Origin of the sequence: Halovenus carboxidivorans (assembly GCF_009831575.1) — an archaeon.
GTDB lineage: Archaea > Halobacteriota > Halobacteria > Halobacteriales > Haloarculaceae > Halovenus > Halovenus carboxidivorans.
The window spans coordinates 56,405-73,501 of record NZ_WUUT01000005.1; the positions used below are offsets into that span (position 1 = coordinate 56,405).

Here is a 17,097-nt window from a genome sequence, read left to right on the forward strand (position 1 = left end):
CAGTACGCATATGAGAGACGACGACCGCGACGACCCCTTCGACGAGTTCTTCGACGAGATCGAACGGATGATGAACGAGATGATGGGGCCGAACGCGAACTTCCACTTCGAGCACAACTCCGGGCGGGCGGGTGAGAGCGACCACGGCGGTCACGACGTGCACCTCGACATCCACGAGCGCGACGACGAGATTCGCGTCGTCGCGGACATCCCTGGCGTCGAAAAGGAGGCGATCGATCTCCAGTGTGACGGCGAGACGCTCCAACTCGACGCCGGAAACGGCGAGCGACGCTACAGCGAGCGCATCTCACTCCCGGGTCGTGTCGACGAACACTCCGCCAGCGCGACCTACAACAACGGTGTCCTCGAAGTCGTCTTCGAGCGTCTCGACGACTCGACGAGCATCGACGTATAGCCGGACCAGTTCGCACTCCGCCGTTGCCGGACCTGACAGCCACGACGGGAGTGTGTACCGATGGACGGTCTTTTGTACCGAGGAACCCTCTAGATAGAGATATGTCGATGAAAGGCTCCGGCAAGGCGGTCGAATGGCGCGAGATCGATCGATCCGAGGACGGTGTCGGCTGGATCCCGTATCCGGACGAGGCGATGCAGCGAGCGTGTCACGCGATCCGTGGCGACGACGGCGGCGTCTGGCTGGTCGATCCCATCGACGTTCCGGACCTCGACGACCTGATCGCGGAGTTCGGCGACGTGTCGGGGGTCGTCATCCTGCTGGACAGGCACAAACGGGACTGTGCAAAACTGGCTAACCGCCACGACGTGTCCGTCTGGGTTCCGTCGTTTATGAGCGGCGTCGCAAACGACCTCGATGCCCCCGTCGAACGGTTCGGGAACTCGCTCGGCGAGTCCGGATTCAGTCTGCACAAACTGGTCGACAACTCCTTCTGGCAGGAGGGTGCGCTGTACAACGAGGAGACGGGCGTGCTCGTCGTCCCCGAATCCGTCGGTAGTACGGACTACTTCAGAACCGAGGAGCGGCAACTGGGCGTGCATCCGATGCTCCGGCTGTTCCCCCCGAGTCGCCTGAGCGAGTTCGATCCGAGCCGTATCCGCGTCGGCCACGGAACCGGCGTGAGCGAGGGCGCACCGACGATTCTCGACGACGCGCTGTCGGGTTCGCGGGCGCGGACTCCCCGCCTCTACTTCGAGACGTTCCGGGACTTCGTGCTCGGGTAGCGGGGCCAACATACTTGGCCGCACCTGACCAACCTCCGGCATGAACCGAGAGACGGCCGAACCACAGGTCAGCGACCTTCCGGGCGAACGCGCCCGGCGGGTCGTCGATTTTCACCACGAGCGCGCGGCCCCGAGCACGTACGTCTACGAGTTCGTCTGGGATCACAGCGCGCCCGCTATCGGTCCCTTCTGTACGGACGTCGACGGCAACGTCCTGCTCGATTTCACCGGTCACGTCGGCGCGATGCCGCTGGGCTACAACAACCCGAAGATCCTCGACCCGCTCTCCGAGTTCGACATCGTCGACCCGATGAAAATCGCCGGACAGGACTTCTACCTCCCAGCGACGGGTGCCCTCGAAGACGCCGGGATCCCCGGGCCGGCCGATCTGATGGAGCGGTTGACCGCTATCTCCGAGCAGTACGAGATGGATACGGTCTTTCTCTCGAACTCGGGGGCAGAAGCGGTCGAAAACGCCCTGAAGATCAGTTACGATCACACCCACGGCAAGTACGCGATCACCTGCGAAGGAGCCTTTCACGGCCGGACGCTCGGAACGCTCTCGCTCAATCGCTCGAAGGAAATCTACCGTCGGCAGTTCCCGGAAATCCCGAGCGTCCACGACGTGCCCTACTGTTCGGACCGGAACTGCTCGCCGGAGAGCTGCGACTGTGGCTTCTTCTTCGACGACACGTCGAGTCTGCGAAAGATGGTCGGGGAGGGGGGCTACGTCAACCCCGACGAAGTCGCCGCGCTCGTGATGGAGCCAATCCAGGGCGAGGGCGGCTATCGCTTTCCCTCGGAGGCGTTCGCAGGCGAAGTCGCAGCCGTCACCGAGGAGTACGACATTCCGCTGGTCGTCGACGAAGTGCAGTCCGGCCTCGGACGGACGGGCGAGTGGTGGGGATCCGACCACTACGCGTTCGACCCGGACGTGATCGCGAGCGCAAAGTCCGCCCGGGTCGGCGCGACGCTCTCCCGCGAGGAAGTCTTCCCGGAGGAAAAGAGCCGGCTGTCCTCGACGTGGGGCGCCGGTGATATCCTCTCCTCGGCGAAAGGGGTGCTCACTATCGACGCCATCGAGGAGCACGACCTGCTGGCGAACGCCACCGAGCGCGGCCGCCAGATGAAAGAACTGCTCCGGGACGCGGATCTCGGCGGTGTCGTCGACGTGCGCGGCAAAGGACTGATGCTCGCCGTCGAGTTCGAGAGCAAGGGAATCCGCGACGACGTGCAGGAGGCGGCGTTTTCCCGGGGCTTTCTCATCATGGGCTGTGGCACCAGAACGATGCGGCTACTCCCGCCGCTCGACGTAACCGAGCGAGAGATCGAACTCGGTGCCGACCTGTTCGCCGAGAGCGTCCGCGCAGTGTCGGGTCAGAACTGATAGCGGCGGTCGTCGTTTTGCTGTGGCTGTGGGAACTGGCCGCCGGTCATCTCCTCGAAGGTCATCCCCGAGAGATACTCGTCGTAGGTCACGTCGTACTGGCTGCGCAGATGAAAGTCCAGATTACCGGTGTCGACGGCCGTCTGAAAGAGCATGTGGATCCCCCGCCGGAGCAGTTCGTCGGTCTCCTCTGGTTCGAGCGCGACCGACAGCATCGCCAGTTCGTTGCGCGTTTCGCGGTCCAGTTCGATGTCGAGTTCGTCCCCGAGGTCGGCGTACTGTGCTTCGATATCCTCGGTCAGGTCGTCCAGGCTCATGGCTCCGGATTCGACTGTCGGAGACAAACGACTTTCGTCCGTCGGCTCCGAAAGACTGGCTTCCGCTCGGTGCCAACGGGAGGTATGACCGTTCAGTACGAGGACATCAGCATCGAGTGGCTGGGATACGCGACGGTACGCATCGAGAGCCCCGAGCAGACGATCTATCTCGATCCCGGGCGGTACGGGGTGTTGACCGGCGAGTGGGAACCGGACTCCGAACGGGGACGCGCACACCCGGAGCCGAGCGATTACCGCCCCGAAGACGGGGATCTGGTCTGTCTCACACACGTCCACCACTACGACCCCGACGGGATCGACCGGGTGCTCGACGAGGACGGAACCGTGCTCGCCTGCGACGGGATCAACACCCGAACGAGTAGCCGAGACCTCCCTCGACTCGTCGATCTTCCGTACGACGTGACCGGGATCGGGACCGAAGACCAGCGGATGATCGGAGAGACGGCGGTCTGGACGGTGCCCGCCTACAACGAACCGGACGGCCCGCACACGCGGGCAGACGGGACGCCGATTCACCCGGAAGGCCGAGGCTGTGGGTTCCTGCTCGGAGTCGACGGTACCCGAGTGTTCTGGGCCGGCGATACCGACGTGTTGGCCGGCCACGACGAACTCGACGTAGACGTGTTCGTGCCGCCAATCGGCGGTACTTTCACGATGGATCGGGAGGCTGCGGCAAATCTCGCCGAGGCGATGGCTCCGGATCTCGTCGTGCCGATCCACTACAACACCTTCGGGGCGCTGGAAACGGATTCAGCGGCGTTCGCGGCGGATCTCCGATCCAGGGGAATCGAGGTCACACTCGACGAGTAATACGGGCGGTCTGGAGGGCCGAAGACTACGAGGACAGGTCCTGGAGATTGCCGGTTCGGGCTGCCCGCTGGAGGGCGATTTCCGCGATGTTACCGCCGTGTTCTGCGGTGCGTCGTATCCGATGAGCGAGCAGATCGGGACCGCCATCGGACGCGTCGATGTCGGCACAGAGGTCGTCACGGAGTATCAGCGCCCGGTGTGCCGTCTCGGCACCCGCGTCGCCGATGATGACACTGACGGCATCAGAGACGATGTCGCGGGCCGTCTCTGCGTGGGTTTCGAGCGTGTCGAGGCAACCCTGATCGAGATCACCGCCGAGAGCCTCCGCGGCTGTCGCGATTCCGTCGGCGTGGTCGCCCACCCGTTCTAGCTCGCGGGTGGTCTGCCAGAGATCGAACAGTTCCGGCCGCGTCACGCCGAGGGCGTCGACTTCGTCGAGGCGACGGATCGCCCGAGCGAACGAGCGCGTGATCATCGCATCGAGTCGATCGGCCTGATCGTCGCGCTCGGCGAGTTCCGCGGGTGCCCGACCGCCGGCGAGGCTGGCAGTCGCGTCCCGGTGCAGCGAGAGGACGACGAACCGGAGTTGTCGGACCGACTGTCGGACGGAAATCTCGTCGGTATCCAGCATGGTCTTGACCGTCACGGCCCGCTCGGAGTCCTCGACAATCGAGACGCCGGTTAGCTGCCGCGTGACGCGTCTGAGAGTCTCCTGTTGCTCGGCGGTGAACGTCTCCGGGTTCTCGAGTTCGAGCCGTTTCGTCCCCGCGGCGTAGGCCGCCCGGATCGTCCGCTCGATGGTGTCGGTCTCCGCCTGCGTGAGGTGGATGGTGATCCGAGAGGGAGCCGTCCGCTCGCGTTCGGGCGCCTGGATGGCGAAGATCCCGTCGATATGTCGGTGTAACTCGACGGTATCTCCCGTCGTGATACCCTGTGCGTCCGCCCACTCCTTGGAGATCGATACCGTGTAGGTTCCGCCACCGACTGACTGAATCTTTCTTGTCTCCATTGTCAATAGATGAATTTCGGGTCGCTTTCGACCATGTAGTAGGTCCGCGCGGCGATGTTGACCGCGTGGTCGCCTACTCGCTCGATATCTCTGATTGTCAACAACACCCGTGTGACATCGTCGAGCAGTTGTTCGACCATCCACGGACCGTCGCTCTCGGCTTCTCGTTCGATCAGATCGCGCGTGACCGTCTCGCTGGCCGTCCGGCAGAGTTCGTCGATCTGGTCGTCGCTGGCGACGACCTCGCGGGACTGTTGGCTGTCGCTGGCCTCGTAGGCCGCGAGGCTCCGCTCGACCATCGAGAGTGCGTCTCGACCGATCTCGTCGACGGCGTCGTCGGGAATCAGTTCGTGTTTCGCGGCCAAGGCGTACTCCGAGAGGTTCGTCGCCAGGTCGCCGATCCGCTCCAGGTCGGTGATGATCTTGAACGACGCCGTAATAAACCGGAGATCACCGGCGAACGCTTCCTGCTGACCGAACAGGTCGACGCACTGACTCTCGAGCGCGAGATACGTCTCGTTCAGTCGTTCGTCGCCCTCGATAACCTCCCGGGCCAACGTCTCGTCCCCCGTTTCCAGGCTGTCGAGCGCCTTTTCGAGTTGCGCGACGGTGTCTTTGCCCATCGCGGACACGTCGGATCGGAGCGCTTCGAGCGACTCTCGGCCTCCCTCGTCTGTCATCGTCTTCACCCGAACTTGCCGGTGATGTAGTCTTCGACGCGCTGGCTCTGTGGGTTCTCGAAGACCTGATCGGTGTCGCCGTACTCGACGAGTTCGCCGCCCGTGAGGAAAACCGCCGTCTGGTCGGAGATACGGGCCGCCTGCTGCATGTTGTGAGTGACGATCACGACCGTGTACTCCTCCGCCAGCGACTCGATCAGATCCTCGATTTTCGCGGTCGCGATCGGGTCCAGCGCGGAGGCGGGTTCGTCCATCAGGATCACTTCGGGGTCGACGGCGAGACAGCGGGCGATACAGAGCCGTTGCTGCTGTCCGCCGGAGAGGCCGAGGGCGTTGTCTTCGAGTCGATCGCTGACCTCCTCCCACAGGGCGGCGTCCCGGAGACACTGTTCGACCAGTTCGTCCTCGGCCTCCTTCTCGTCCTGTCCGAGCAGGCGAGCGACCAGCCCGCGGTTCAGATCGCCGTGCTTGCGCGGTCCGTAGGCGACGTTCTCCCGGATCGATTTCGGGAACGGATTCGGATGCTGGAACACCATTCCGACCCGCTTTCTGAGTTCGACCAGATTCGCCGCGTCCGCGTAGATATCCTGCCCGTTGAACTCGACTGTCCCCTCGACCCGGGCCTCCTTGATCCGGTCGTTCATACGGTTGAGACACCGCAGGAACGTCGACTTCCCGCAGCCGGAGGGGCCGATGAGCGCGGTAACGCTTTGCTCGGGAATCTCGATCGAGATGTCTTTCAGCGCGTGGTCGTCGCCGTACCAGACGTTCAGATCCTCGACTGACAGCACCGGCTCGCCCGCGAAGGAGTACTCCCGCCACTCGGGTTTGGTCTGCTCCTCGCTTTCGGCGCTCGTACGCTCGTCGACAGTCGTCTGTTCCGATTCGATGCTCCCGTCGGTCGTGGTGGTGACTGACTCTGTCATTGGTGCAGTTTCCGTCTGAAGTATCGTCTTGTCGCGATGCTCAACAGGAAGAAGCCGAGGACAACCCCAAGCAGGACCAGCGCCGTCCCCCAGCCGAACGACTGTTCGGCACCGACGCCGGCGGTGATGACCGCATAGAGCTGGTACGGGAGGGCGCTGGCACGCTCCATCAGGGCCGGGTTCGAGACGTGGATAAAGGGCGGATCCGCGCCGATGCGAACGAGGAAGCTAGAGAGGACTTTCGGCCCCGAGTTCGGGAACGCCGGGCCGTTGAGCACCAACAGTAGCGGGGCAGTCTCGCCCGCGATCCGACCGACGCCGAGGATGACGCCGGTGATGACTCCTGGCATCGACGCGGGGACGACGACACTTCGGATCGTCTGCCACTTCGAGACGCCGAGGGCGGCGCTCGCGTCGCGGTACTCGTCTGGGACGCTTTTCATCGCCTCACGGCTCGTGATCAACACCAGCGGCAACAGCATGAAGCCAAGCACCAACTGCGCGGCGAGAATCGACGGCGTGTTTCCGAACCGGGGGACGATAAACGCGAGTCCGAACAGCCCGAAGACGATACTCGGCGTACTCCACAGACCGTTGGTGGCGATGTCGACGGCACGGGTGAAGATGCTGTCTTCGGCGTACTCCGTCAGGAAGACCGCCGAGCCGACGGCCAGCGGGACCGCAAACGTGACCGCACCGATCACGATCCAGATGGTGCCGAACATTGCGGGCATCACGCCCGGCTGGATCCCCAGCCCCTGCGACGGGTTCGTGATGAACGGCCAGTCGATCGTCCCGCTGGCGACGATGCCCGCCTGATCGAGGCCCACCGGGAACCCGGTGGCGAACACACGGAGACAGGCCAGCAGGAAGGCGGTCACCGCGACCCGCCCGAGCCAGGAAACGGGCGGAATCACCTGGTCTGACTCCGTTCGCTCGTCGGTCGGCCGCACAGCGGCGACCAACAGCGCTGCGACGACGACGCCGCCGAGCAGCACGGAGACCGCTCCGATCCCGGCGACGGCGAGTTCCAGGCCGGCGACGAGTTCGAGAACTCCGATTCCGCCGGCGACCAGCAGCGCGGCCCTGAATGCACGTCTGATCGACCGGCCGCGTCCGCTCTCGGGACGCCACTCACCGGACTCTCTAGTGAGTCCAAAGACGACCCCGCCCGCGATCAGTCCGGGAACAGCACCGACGACCGCCGTGGGTTCGACCGTGATCGAGGCGGCGGAAATCGAGAGATTCGTCCCGATGACCAGAACGAAGCCGAGCGTAGCGAGTGCGAGAAGGGACGCGACGGTGAGGTTGACGAAGGCGGCGACTCTGTCGGTGCCGTTCGCGACCGTCGGCCGAACCGTGGCGGTTCGGAGCAACGCGAACAGCGCCGTCGCAAGCAGGACGGTGACCGTCCCCGCGCTGAGAGTGAGGTTTTCGAGGACGACCATGATCCCTCGCTCGAAGACGAACGCCAGCAGGAAGACCAACACCGAGAGGGTGAGCAACACGACAAGCGAGATGAGGACGAACGCCCCGTTCTGTCTGCCACGCGTTCCGAACCCCTCGTAGGCCGACGCGCTCGCCCACCCCGTCATCAGAACGCCGCCCATGGTCAACAGCGGGATCACGAGCGTCCCCGGAATCGTCGCGTTCGTCCCGTTGGGTTGCCAGGCCCAGGACGGCGAGATGAGGCCCGTTACGAACAGCAAGCCGAGGAACGCGACGAACACCGCCGTGGGAGCGGTCGCGCCAAGATCCTCGGGCAACGCGAGCGCGAAGTATCCCACACCGACGCCCACGGCGACGGCGAGAAGCCAACTGACGCTTCCGATGCCGATGGTGTAACGGAGGAAGAGACCGACGGCCACCGTCCAGATGCTCGCGTGGACGACCCCCACGACGAGACCGGCAGATCGGCTGGGGGTCGTCTGTGCCTCGCCCCACCGCGAGAACGCGCCGAGCGCTCCCGTCGCCACGCCGAGACCGAGGACGCCGACGCCAAAATACGTCGCCCCGGGAACGCCGCTGATCTCTCCGGCGACCGGGACCCAGCCGAACAGCGTTCCGGCCGCGAGCACGAACGCGACAAACGAGGCGACGGTGACTCCGATAGCGAACTGTTCGTAGCTCGTTCCCTTCGTGTCGACCAACTGCGTCCGGTAGCTGTCGCTCATTGTCCACCCCGTAGCTTGCGCTGCATGCGCTGTTGGATGAGCTGTGAGACGATCCCGAGGCCGGTAACGATGACGAGCAGGAGGACACCGGCGACGAACAGCGCGCTCATGTACGTCGACTCCGGCGGTGCAGTGCCGTACCCCGATGCGATCAGCGTCGTCAGTGTCTCAGTGCTGTCGAAGACGTTGTACACGGTCGGCTCCAGCATCCGACGGCTGTGTGAGATCATCACCGTCGCAGCCATCGTCTCACCGATTGCCCGGCCGACGCCGAGCAACACCGCCGCCGAGACACCCGAAAACGCCGTCGGGATCGAGACGCTTTTCATCGTCTGCCAGTCCGTCGCGCCCATGGCGACGGAGCCGTCTTTCATCGCGTCCGGGACAGCCGACAGCGCGTCCTCGGCCACGGAAACGACCGTCGGCAGCGCCATGAACCCGATGACGATCCCGATGGTGAACATCGCCCCGCCGGGAGTGATCGAAAACAGGTTCGAGACGTACTTGTTGATAATCGTGAAGCCGATAAACCCATACACAATCGAGGGGATACCGGCGAGCAGTTCGACGGCGGGTTTCGTGATCTCGCGCAGCCAGTCTGGTGCGATCTCGCTGATGAACAGCGCGCCAGCGACACCGAACGGGGCCGCGATCAGGATCGCGACTGCGGTCGTGACGAGCGTCCCCAGGATCATCGGGACGAGCGAGAACTGCCCCTGGGAGACCGACCACTGATTCGAGCCGAACGGCGACAGCACGTGTCCGAGTCCCATCTCACGGAGTGCAGGCAACGCCTCCAGAAACAGGAAAAACGCGATGAGCCCGAGCGTCGACAGCGTCAGCGCCGTCATCTCGAACGTCAGGAGTTTCGCAGTCAGTTCCTGTCGCCTCGCCCACCCGATGCCCGTCACGAGCAGAAAGGCGTACAAAAGCGTCATCGCCCACGGTGACTGGATGAGGAAACTCGCGAACGCCCCGAGGATCAGCAGCAACTGCACCACCGCAAACAGGAGGCTGGTACGATCCATCTCGACCACGGTCCGACCGAACGAGTCCACCCGCTGCTGGAGAGCCGATCCCGCCCGTCCGACCGAGTTCTGTGTCTTACTCATGATTGGAAAAATATCGACCGCCCGAGCGTACGCTAGCGCGGAGGTCTACTCCCGTCAGGCCTGATCGGCCAGTTTCGCGCGTTCCTCCTCGCGTCGGCTCGGTGGGAGCATGAAGTAGTTGTTCGGCGCGACGAAGTTCTGCTGGCCGAACTCCGAGAGGATCATGTTAATGAAGGCACTCTCCCGCTCGTCGGTATCCTGCCAGGTGTAGCAGTGCAGGTCCCGGCTCAGCGGGTACCCTTTCGCACCGAGGTTCTTGCCGTACTCGTAGAGCGTGCCGTCGAGTTCGAGTCCGATCGGCGGCGTTCCGCCGTCGGGATTCACGAACGCCAGGGCGATGTACGCGATAGCGTTGTTGTTTTGCTGGACGAGTTGTGCGACCTGCTGGTTCTGGCCCTGTCGCGTGTCCGGGGAGATCGGCTCGTCTGGGTTGCCGTAGAGGTTCGCGCGGAACGCGGTGTCGGTCCCGGAGTCCTCCGCACGACCGATAGCGTAGATCTCCCGGTCCGGCCCGCCGACCTGACTCCAGTTCGTGATCTCGCCTTTGTAGATGGCCCGGAGCTGATCACCAGTCAGCTGCGTGACACCCGCATCGTAGATCTCCCGGCTCACGACGATAGGCTGCCCGTCGACGCCAACAACGTGGTCGACGAGGTTATCGACATCCTCGGAGTCCGACCCGAGGATCGACTCGGCCGTCGAACTCGCGTTCCCGATGTCCACGCGCTGGTTGGTCACCGCCTCGACGCCGGTTCCGGAGTGGCTGAGTGCCACCTGTGTCTGGAACGGGGGGACACTCCGTTCTCCTGTCGCCTCGAAGCCGTACAGCCCCGCCCAGTAGTCGGCAAGGTTCTGGTCCGTGTCGATGCCGTACTGGCCCGGACCCCAGTATTCCTGGTCGTCCGCTGGCGGGTTCCCGTTCCACAGCGACGCCGCCCTGTTCGCGATCGGATAGACCGTCGACGACCCGTCCGCGGTCAGGGTGTCGATTTCGGACTCGGACTCGTCACCGCTGCCGAGGGTACACCCAGCCAGGGCCGTTGCGCCGACTGTGCTGCCACCGATGAGGAATTTTCGTCGTGATACTCGCCCTGAGAGACGCTTTGAATCCTGCGTCATCACCTGCCTCTTCCGGACACCTTATAAAAACATTTTATAATACTTATATAAATTGCTCATAACGGCATGGAGCAGTCAGAATAGTACAGACCAGCACAGTTGGTTCTGAACGCTGTGTCGAGAACGTGTGTGGATAGAGACATATATAGCAATACATACCGGAGTGTGATCGCTATACACCTCATATCAATCGTTAATAAACAAAACCGAGCAGATACAGATACCGCAGAATGAAAGAACGAAAGATCCAGTTGGCTGGTGGATCGACGTATACGGTGTCACTGCCAAAAGAGTGGGCGAACGAGATCGACGTCGGGCCGGGCGATACCCTCCGTCTGTATCCGCACGAGAGTCAGTTAGTCATCGAACCCTCAGAGGTGGGTGACGAACTCAAGGAAGCGTCCGTCGAGGTCGAAGGCTACTCCGACGAACGGATCCGCCGGACGATTCTCGCCTTTTATACAAGCGGGTTCAGTAGTATCACGCTCGCGGAACCGACGGGGTTCGACCACAGTCGTCGCGTCGTCGCCGAGACGACCCGGAAACTGATCGGTCTCGAAATCATCAGGTCGACGGAGACGGAGATCACGCTCAAGAACCTGCTCAACTCGACGACGGTCTCGGTCGAGCAGTCGACGAAACAGATGCAACAGGTCGCGCTCTCGATGCACGAGGACGCGCTCGGTGCGCTGCTCGAACAGGACGCCGACCGGGCCGAACGCGTCGCCGAGCGCGACGACCAGGTCGACCGACTGTACGCGATGGTGCTACGACAGTTCCAGCGCGCGCTCGACAATCCGGTCACGACCGAGGAACTGGCCCTCGAACGGACGGCGCTGTCGGACTATCAGGTGACCGCGAGACAGTTCGAGCGGGTCGGCGATCACGCGGTCAAGATTGCGGAACTGGCGACGCAGTTCGAGCACCCCCTGCCGGGGGATTTCGCCGACCGTATCGAGACGGCCGGTCGGACGGCCCGGGACATCGTCGACCAGGCGGCGGCGACGATCATCGACAACGGCGAGACGGAGACAGCACACACCGCCCTAGATCGGCGCGACGAACTGAGTGCAGACCTCAAAGAGACCGAACGAGAGCTTCACGAACGGGACATCGAGGAGAGCCACCTGATCGCCCTCACACTCGACAGCCTGCTGCGGACCGCGGAGTACGGCGGAAACATCGCGGAGACGTCACTCAACACGGCCGCACGGGCCGAACACCTCTAACGAGTTGATCTGTCAACTCCTTCGGCACCGAACAGGTCATCTCTGTGATTGTTGCTCGGGTTTGCGAACAAATTCGGCAGAAGGCGGCGGTGATTCTGACGATTGCGTGAATCGGGCTCGTTCCGTTCCGGTACAACTAACAGGCCCTCGGCAGAAAGAGTGGCTAGGATGCGATTACACGAATATCAGGCGAAAGAAGTATTCGCCGATGCAGGGATTCCGACTCCCGACGCAACGCTCGCGCGGACAGTAGACGAGGCCGTCGAGGCCGCGGGTGAGATCGGCTACCCCGTCGCGATCAAGGCCCAGGTCCACGTCGGCGGGCGTGGCAAGGCCGGCGGGATCAAACTCGTCGAGAACGACGAGGAGGCACGCGAGGCCGCCGCCGAGATCCTGGGGATGGATCTCAAAGGCTACCAGGTCGACAAGGTGCTCGTCGAAGAGGCCGTCGACTTCGTCAACGAACTGTACGTCGGCGTGACGATGGACCGCGGCGAGGGCCAACCAGTCGCCATGGTCTCGACCCGCGGCGGCGTCAACATCGAGGAGGTCGCCGAGGAGGACCCCGACGCCATCGCGCGCGAACACATCGATCCCGCCTTCGGGATGCACGAGTACGAGGCCCGGAAGGTCGTCTACGAGGCCGGCGTCGACCGGGACATCGCCATGGACGTGGCGAGTATCCTCTCGACGCTGTACGACCTCTGGGAGGAACGAGACGGGGCAGACGCCGAGATCAACCCGCTGATGGTCACCGCCGAGGACGACGTGATCGCGGCGGATGCCGTCTTCAACCTCGACGGCGACGCCCTGTTCCGCCAGCAGGATCTGGCCGAACTCGAAGACGAGGCCGCGGAGGACGACCTCGAGGCCAAGGCCAACGAGTACGGCTTCGATTACGTCCGACTCTCCGGAAACGTCGGCATCATCGGCAACGGGGCCGGACTGGTGATGACGACGCTGGATCTCGTGGATTACTACGGCGGCGCACCCGCGAACTTCCTCGATATCGGCGGCGGCGCGAAAGCCGAGCGGGTGGCCAACGCCCTCGATATGGTCTTCTCAGACGACAACGTCGACGCCGTCGTCTTCAACATCTTCGGCGGGATCACCCGAGGCGACGAGGTCGCCAACGGGATCAACCAGGCGCTCGAACAGTTCGACGAAATCCCGAAACAGGTCATCGTCCGCCTCGCAGGGACGAACGCGGAGGAAGGCATGGAAATTCTCAACACAGATCTCGTCCAGGTCGAAGCGACACTCGAAGACGCCGTCCAGGCCGCTGTCGAGGCGGCCGCGGAGGTGGAACAATGAGTTCTGCTGATCGCTTGCTCGCTCGCATCGCTCGCAAGACTGCGCTCAACAACCTCATGCGGACCAACACGGGGTGGTCCGCATGAGCGTCCTCGTCGACGACGATACCCGCGTCGTGGTCCAGGGGATCACGGGTGGCGAAGGGAAGTTCCACACCGAACAGATGATAGAGTACGGGACCAACGTCGTCGCCGGCGCAGTGCCGGGCCGCGGCGGTCAGGAGGTCGCCGGCGTCCCCGTCTACGACACCGTCGCGGGCGCGGCCCGCGAGGAAGACGCCGACGCCGCAGTCGTCTTCGTCCCGCCGGCCTTTGCCGGTGACGCGCTGTTCGAGGCGCTGGACGCGCCGCTCGATCTCGTCGTCGCCATCACGGAAGGCATCCCGACCCAGGACATGAGTCGAGTCTACCGTCAACTGCAGGACACCGACACCCACCTCGTCGGCCCGAACTGTCCGGGCGTCATCACCCCCGGGGAGGCGAAACTCGGTATCCTGCCGGGGAACATCTTCGAGGCCGGCAACGTCGGTCTCGTCTCCCGGTCGGGGACGCTCACCTACCAGGTCGTCGACAACCTGACCGAGCGCGGTCTCGGCCAGTCGACGGCCATCGGCATCGGCGGCGACCCGATCATCGGGACGGACTTCATCGACGCGCTCGAACTCTTCGAGGACGACCCCGACACCGACGCCATCGTGATGTGCGGTGAGATCGGCGGCGAAGACGAGGAAGAGGCGGCGGCGTACATCGACGAACACGTCGACACGCCGGTCGTCGGCTTCATCGCCGGCCGAACCGCGCCGCCGGGCAAGCGGATGGGTCACGCCGGCGCAATCGTCTCCAGTTCCGGCACCGGCACCGCGGAGAGCAAGATCAACGCGCTCGAAAGCGCCGGCGTCCCGGTCGGAGACACGCCGAACGAGGTCGCCGACCACGTCGAAGACCTCTTCTGAGCGTCTCGACGCTCTCTCTGTCGTGTTGTTTGTAGTCGAAACGGACTGTTCGGAGCTGGCTCGATCGGTGGAACCCACAGCTATATTGCCGTCTTTTCTCCTTGGGTAGATATGGCAGTCGAGTTTTCGGACACGTTCGTCCGGATCGTCGGGACATCGCCGCCCTGGCAGGCGCTCGCCGGTGGCATAGTTATCGCCCTGATGAATCTCTTCGGGGCGTCGCTCGTCCTCGTCTGGCGGGACCCGTCCGAGCGCGCGCTGGACGGAATGCTGGGGTTCGCTGCCGGCGTCATGCTCGCAGCGGCCTTTACGAGTCTCATCATCCCGGGTATCGAGGAGTACTCGGGCGGCGATCCGGTTCCCACGCTGATCGGGGTCGGATTGGGCGCGTTGTTTCTCGACCGTGCGGACGTACTCGTCCCGCACGCCCACTATCTACTGACCGGAAGCCGCCGGACGGACGCGGCGAAACCCGGCGAGAACTTGGGGGTCTCCGAGGACAAACTGACCGGGGTCGTCCTGTTTATCCTGGCGATCACGCTTCACAACATGCCCGAGGGGCTGGCCGTCGGCGTCGGATTCGGCGCGGCCGGACAGGATCCGGCACGACTCGGGTCCGCGTTGTCGCTGATGCTCGCAATCGGCCTACAGAACATCCCCGAAGGGTTGGCTGTCTCCGTGGCGGCGATCAACGCCGGCCTCGACCGACGGCTCTACGCCGCCGTCGCCGGCATCCGCGCCGGGGTCGTCGAGATTCCGCTGGCGGTGCTCGGAGCCGTGGCCGTTGCAGCGGTCGACCCCCTTCTCCCGTACGCGATGGGCTTTGCGGCGGGCGCGATGTTGTTCGTCATCTCCGACGAGATCATCCCCGAGACCCACCGGAGCGGCTACGAACGCGTCGCGACGCTCGGTCTCATGGCGGGGGTCATCATCATGCTCTATCTTGATATCGCCCTCGCCGGGTGAGACGCTCACGGGTCGAGGGCGGACTGTAACCGCTGGACCGTCGGCACGTACCAGTCTCTCGTGGCTGCGATCAACCGGAGTGTGACGGTCACGGCCGCACACGCCGCCGCGGCGCCGCTGGGAATGACACCGACGCCGTCGACGAGCCAGTACGAGATTCCGCCGAGGACCGCACAACTCGCGTAAAAGTCGTCGAACAGAATGAAGGGGGACCGGTCCAGGAGGATGTCAGCGAACGCGCCGCCGCCGACCGCGTTGATCGTCCCGATGGCGACGACCCCGAACGCCGACACGCCCGCCTCCGTCGCGACGATGGCACCCGTCGTCGTGAACGCCGCGAGACCGATCGCATCGGAGACGACCGTGATCGTGTGCTCGTCCGGGGCCGACAGGCCGACGCTCAACACCACCGCCAGGACGACACCCAGCAGTCCCAGCGCGATTTCGATCGGGGACTGCAGCGCGAGTGGCACTCGATTCACGAGTAGATCCCGCGTGACGCCGCCGACGAACGCCGTCGCCAGGCCGACGACGGCAACCCCGAACAGGTCGAACTCCTCGCGGATCGCCTTGGCCGAACCGACCAGCGCGAACGCGACGAGTCCTATCGTGTTCATGACCGCGAAGGGGTCGCCGAACAGCACCGAACCCAACTGCTGACTCATCGGTTTCGATTAGGTGATCGGCCTCTTGAGGGCTGTGTCTCCGTCCGCCGACCACCCAGATGCCGCACGGGATACGACGGGGGTTTCCAGAAGCGAGCCGGCGTCGTACGGGTCGATAGCGAGGCCATCCTCACTGCGAGGGCGGCATCGCAGTTTCGAGTTCGCTCGTCGCCAGGAACTGCTCGACGAACGACTCGGCGGCCGCGCTCATCTCCGAGACGTTCGACAGCAGGACCGTCTCACTCGGGAACAGTCTCTCACCGATCAGGAGGCCGTGTTCGCGTGCAGTCGAGCCGGTCACCGTGAGATAGACGCCGAGTCCGCACTCGGCAATGGCGGCTTCTTCCTCTTGGCCCTCTTCGGGGTAGGTGAACTCGACGCCCTCGACGGCCTTCGATCCGAGCGTCGCTTCGACCAGACGCTCGTATCGCGGCGAGACACAGAGCGGCCCGCTGTAATCGCTAATAAACGCCCGGTCCAGCGGCTGATCGGGCGAGTCGAGGACGTTCGGGCGGGCCAGCAGCGTGTGATGGACCGTATCCCCCAGTCCGGTGACGAGCCGAACGTCCGTGTCCGACGGGCTGATCCGCTCGTTGACCGCCTGCAGACTCCGCAGGGGTTCGTCCGCCAGCGAAACGATCTCTTCGAGAACGAGATCCGCGCTGTCGAATCCGAGCGCGAACTCGTGTTTTCGCAGCGCCCGCAGTGGCTCCTCTCTGCCGACTAACTGGAGACGGCGGTCCCCGAACGGGAGCGTGATACTGTCGAAGACGATCCGGCGGGGCATCCCCTTTCGCGCGTCCCGAAAGAGCGTGAACTCCGGCTGTTCCGGCGTCGAGAGGTCGCTGTACGACGCCAGACGCTCGTAGACGGTCCGCTCGTCCGTCCGCTCTCCCTTCGTGATCGCTTTCTCGTACCGGAGCGTCGAGATAATCTCGTCGGCCGTCTCCTCGAACCCGCTGCGGGCGACCCGTTCGAGGACCGCCTCCAACGGTCGCCCCTTGCGGGGCACCGCGACGCGTATCGGCTCCATTATCTCTCGGCAGGTGACCCAGCCCCAAAACGAAACCGGTTCTCCCCGGCCACTGAGCCGAGAACTCCCCGTCCCGTCGAGAGCTGAGCTTTACAGCAGTCGACTACCGCCGAACTGAGCTAACTCCTGTTCTCAGATCGGGTAGTTTTGTTAACAGCGGAAACAAGTTAGCGAGGAGTTAAG

At 64.0% G+C, this 17,097-nt stretch carries 17 protein-coding genes; 8 read left to right on the forward strand and 9 right to left on the reverse strand.

All coding sequences use genetic code 11. From position 1 onward, the window contains the following. The first annotated feature begins 10 nt into the window (after nucleotides 1-10). From GRX03_RS12700 to GRX03_RS12710, 3 genes are all read left to right on the forward strand, one after another. Nucleotides 11-415 carry an Hsp20/alpha crystallin family protein gene (locus tag GRX03_RS12700; protein ID WP_159764597.1) on the forward strand — a complete coding sequence of 135 codons (405 nt, stop codon included), beginning with the start codon at nucleotides 11-13 and terminating at the stop codon, nucleotides 413-415. Between the two features lie 101 nt (nucleotides 416-516). After that, nucleotides 517-1,200 (forward strand): hypothetical protein, encoded by a 684-nt coding sequence (locus GRX03_RS12705; RefSeq protein ID WP_159764598.1) that lies wholly within the window; start codon nucleotides 517-519, stop codon nucleotides 1,198-1,200. Nucleotides 1,201-1,240: 40 nt separating this feature from the next. Continuing rightward, nucleotides 1,241-2,587 carry a class-III pyridoxal-phosphate-dependent aminotransferase gene (locus GRX03_RS12710; protein ID WP_159764599.1) on the forward strand — a complete coding sequence of 449 codons (1,347 nt, stop codon included), beginning with the start codon at nucleotides 1,241-1,243 and terminating at the stop codon, nucleotides 2,585-2,587. Here GRX03_RS12710 and GRX03_RS12715 read toward each other — a convergent pair. After that, on the reverse strand, nucleotides 2,578-2,904 hold the full coding sequence (locus GRX03_RS12715) for a hypothetical protein (protein ID WP_159764600.1): 327 nt from the start codon (nucleotides 2,902-2,904) through the stop codon (nucleotides 2,578-2,580). The two genes, GRX03_RS12710 and GRX03_RS12715, sit on opposite strands and share 10 nt — an antisense overlap. A gap of 84 nt (nucleotides 2,905-2,988) precedes the next feature. Here GRX03_RS12715 and GRX03_RS12720 point away from each other — a divergent pair, with 84 nt between their 5' ends. Next, a complete protein-coding gene (locus tag GRX03_RS12720; protein ID WP_159764601.1) occupies nucleotides 2,989-3,735 on the forward strand; it encodes an MBL fold metallo-hydrolase in 747 nt (248 codons plus the stop codon). A 25-nt stretch (nucleotides 3,736-3,760) separates the two neighbouring features. On the opposite strand, the gene GRX03_RS12725 is transcribed toward GRX03_RS12720, so the two are convergent. Genes GRX03_RS12725 through GRX03_RS12750 form a run of 6 tightly spaced genes read right to left on the reverse strand, consistent with a single transcriptional unit; the run spans nucleotide 3,761 to nucleotide 10,755 of the window. Beyond that, nucleotides 3,761-4,744 carry a phosphate signaling complex PhoU family protein gene (locus tag GRX03_RS12725; protein WP_159764602.1) on the reverse strand — a complete coding sequence of 328 codons (984 nt, stop codon included), beginning with the start codon at nucleotides 4,742-4,744 and terminating at the stop codon, nucleotides 3,761-3,763. A gap of 2 nt (nucleotides 4,745-4,746) precedes the next feature. Continuing rightward, complete coding sequence (gene phoU, locus GRX03_RS12730; RefSeq protein ID WP_159764603.1) at nucleotides 4,747-5,424, reverse strand: phosphate signaling complex protein PhoU; 678 nt, start codon at nucleotides 5,422-5,424, stop codon at nucleotides 4,747-4,749. A 5-nt stretch (nucleotides 5,425-5,429) separates the two neighbouring features. Further along, nucleotides 5,430-6,350 (reverse strand): phosphate ABC transporter ATP-binding protein PstB, encoded by a 921-nt coding sequence (pstB, locus tag GRX03_RS12735; RefSeq protein ID WP_159764604.1) that lies wholly within the window; start codon nucleotides 6,348-6,350, stop codon nucleotides 5,430-5,432. Further along, a complete protein-coding gene (gene pstA, locus GRX03_RS12740; RefSeq protein WP_201289234.1) occupies nucleotides 6,347-8,524 on the reverse strand; it encodes a phosphate ABC transporter permease PstA in 2,178 nt (725 codons plus the stop codon). Before pstA ends, pstB begins: the two co-directional genes overlap by 4 nt. Next, entirely contained in the window at nucleotides 8,521-9,636 is a 1,116-nt protein-coding gene (pstC, locus tag GRX03_RS12745; protein WP_159764605.1) for a phosphate ABC transporter permease subunit PstC, read from the reverse strand. The genes pstA and pstC overlap by 4 nt, the downstream gene beginning before the upstream one ends. A gap of 54 nt (nucleotides 9,637-9,690) precedes the next feature. Further along, complete coding sequence (locus GRX03_RS12750) at nucleotides 9,691-10,755, reverse strand: PstS family phosphate ABC transporter substrate-binding protein (RefSeq protein WP_159764606.1); 1,065 nt, start codon at nucleotides 10,753-10,755, stop codon at nucleotides 9,691-9,693. 230 nt (nucleotides 10,756-10,985) lie between these two features. Between GRX03_RS12750 and GRX03_RS12755 the strand changes: the two genes are divergently transcribed. The 4 genes from GRX03_RS12755 (at nucleotide 10,986) to GRX03_RS12770 (ending at nucleotide 15,216) form a co-directional block, all read left to right on the forward strand. Beyond that, nucleotides 10,986-11,984 carry a phosphate uptake regulator PhoU gene (locus GRX03_RS12755; protein WP_267902780.1) on the forward strand — a complete coding sequence of 333 codons (999 nt, stop codon included), beginning with the start codon at nucleotides 10,986-10,988 and terminating at the stop codon, nucleotides 11,982-11,984. A gap of 168 nt (nucleotides 11,985-12,152) precedes the next feature. Then, on the forward strand, nucleotides 12,153-13,298 hold the full coding sequence (gene sucC, locus GRX03_RS12760) for an ADP-forming succinate--CoA ligase subunit beta (protein ID WP_159764608.1): 1,146 nt from the start codon (nucleotides 12,153-12,155) through the stop codon (nucleotides 13,296-13,298). Nucleotides 13,299-13,380: 82 nt separating this feature from the next. Further along, nucleotides 13,381-14,250, forward strand: a complete 870-nt coding sequence (sucD, locus tag GRX03_RS12765; RefSeq protein ID WP_159764609.1) for a succinate--CoA ligase subunit alpha — start codon at nucleotides 13,381-13,383, stop codon at nucleotides 14,248-14,250. 111 nt (nucleotides 14,251-14,361) lie between these two features. Continuing rightward, entirely contained in the window at nucleotides 14,362-15,216 is an 855-nt protein-coding gene (locus GRX03_RS12770; RefSeq protein ID WP_159764610.1) for a ZIP family metal transporter, read from the forward strand. A gap of 5 nt (nucleotides 15,217-15,221) precedes the next feature. On the opposite strand, the gene GRX03_RS12775 is transcribed toward GRX03_RS12770, so the two are convergent. Together GRX03_RS12775 and GRX03_RS12780 are read right to left on the reverse strand one after the other, a co-directional pair. Next, nucleotides 15,222-15,881, reverse strand: coding sequence for a trimeric intracellular cation channel family protein (locus tag GRX03_RS12775; protein WP_159764611.1), 660 nt, complete (start codon nucleotides 15,879-15,881; stop codon nucleotides 15,222-15,224). A 130-nt stretch (nucleotides 15,882-16,011) separates the two neighbouring features. Then, on the reverse strand, nucleotides 16,012-16,914 hold the full coding sequence (locus GRX03_RS12780; RefSeq protein WP_159764612.1) for a hypothetical protein: 903 nt from the start codon (nucleotides 16,912-16,914) through the stop codon (nucleotides 16,012-16,014). Nucleotides 16,915-17,097 lie beyond the last annotated feature (183 nt).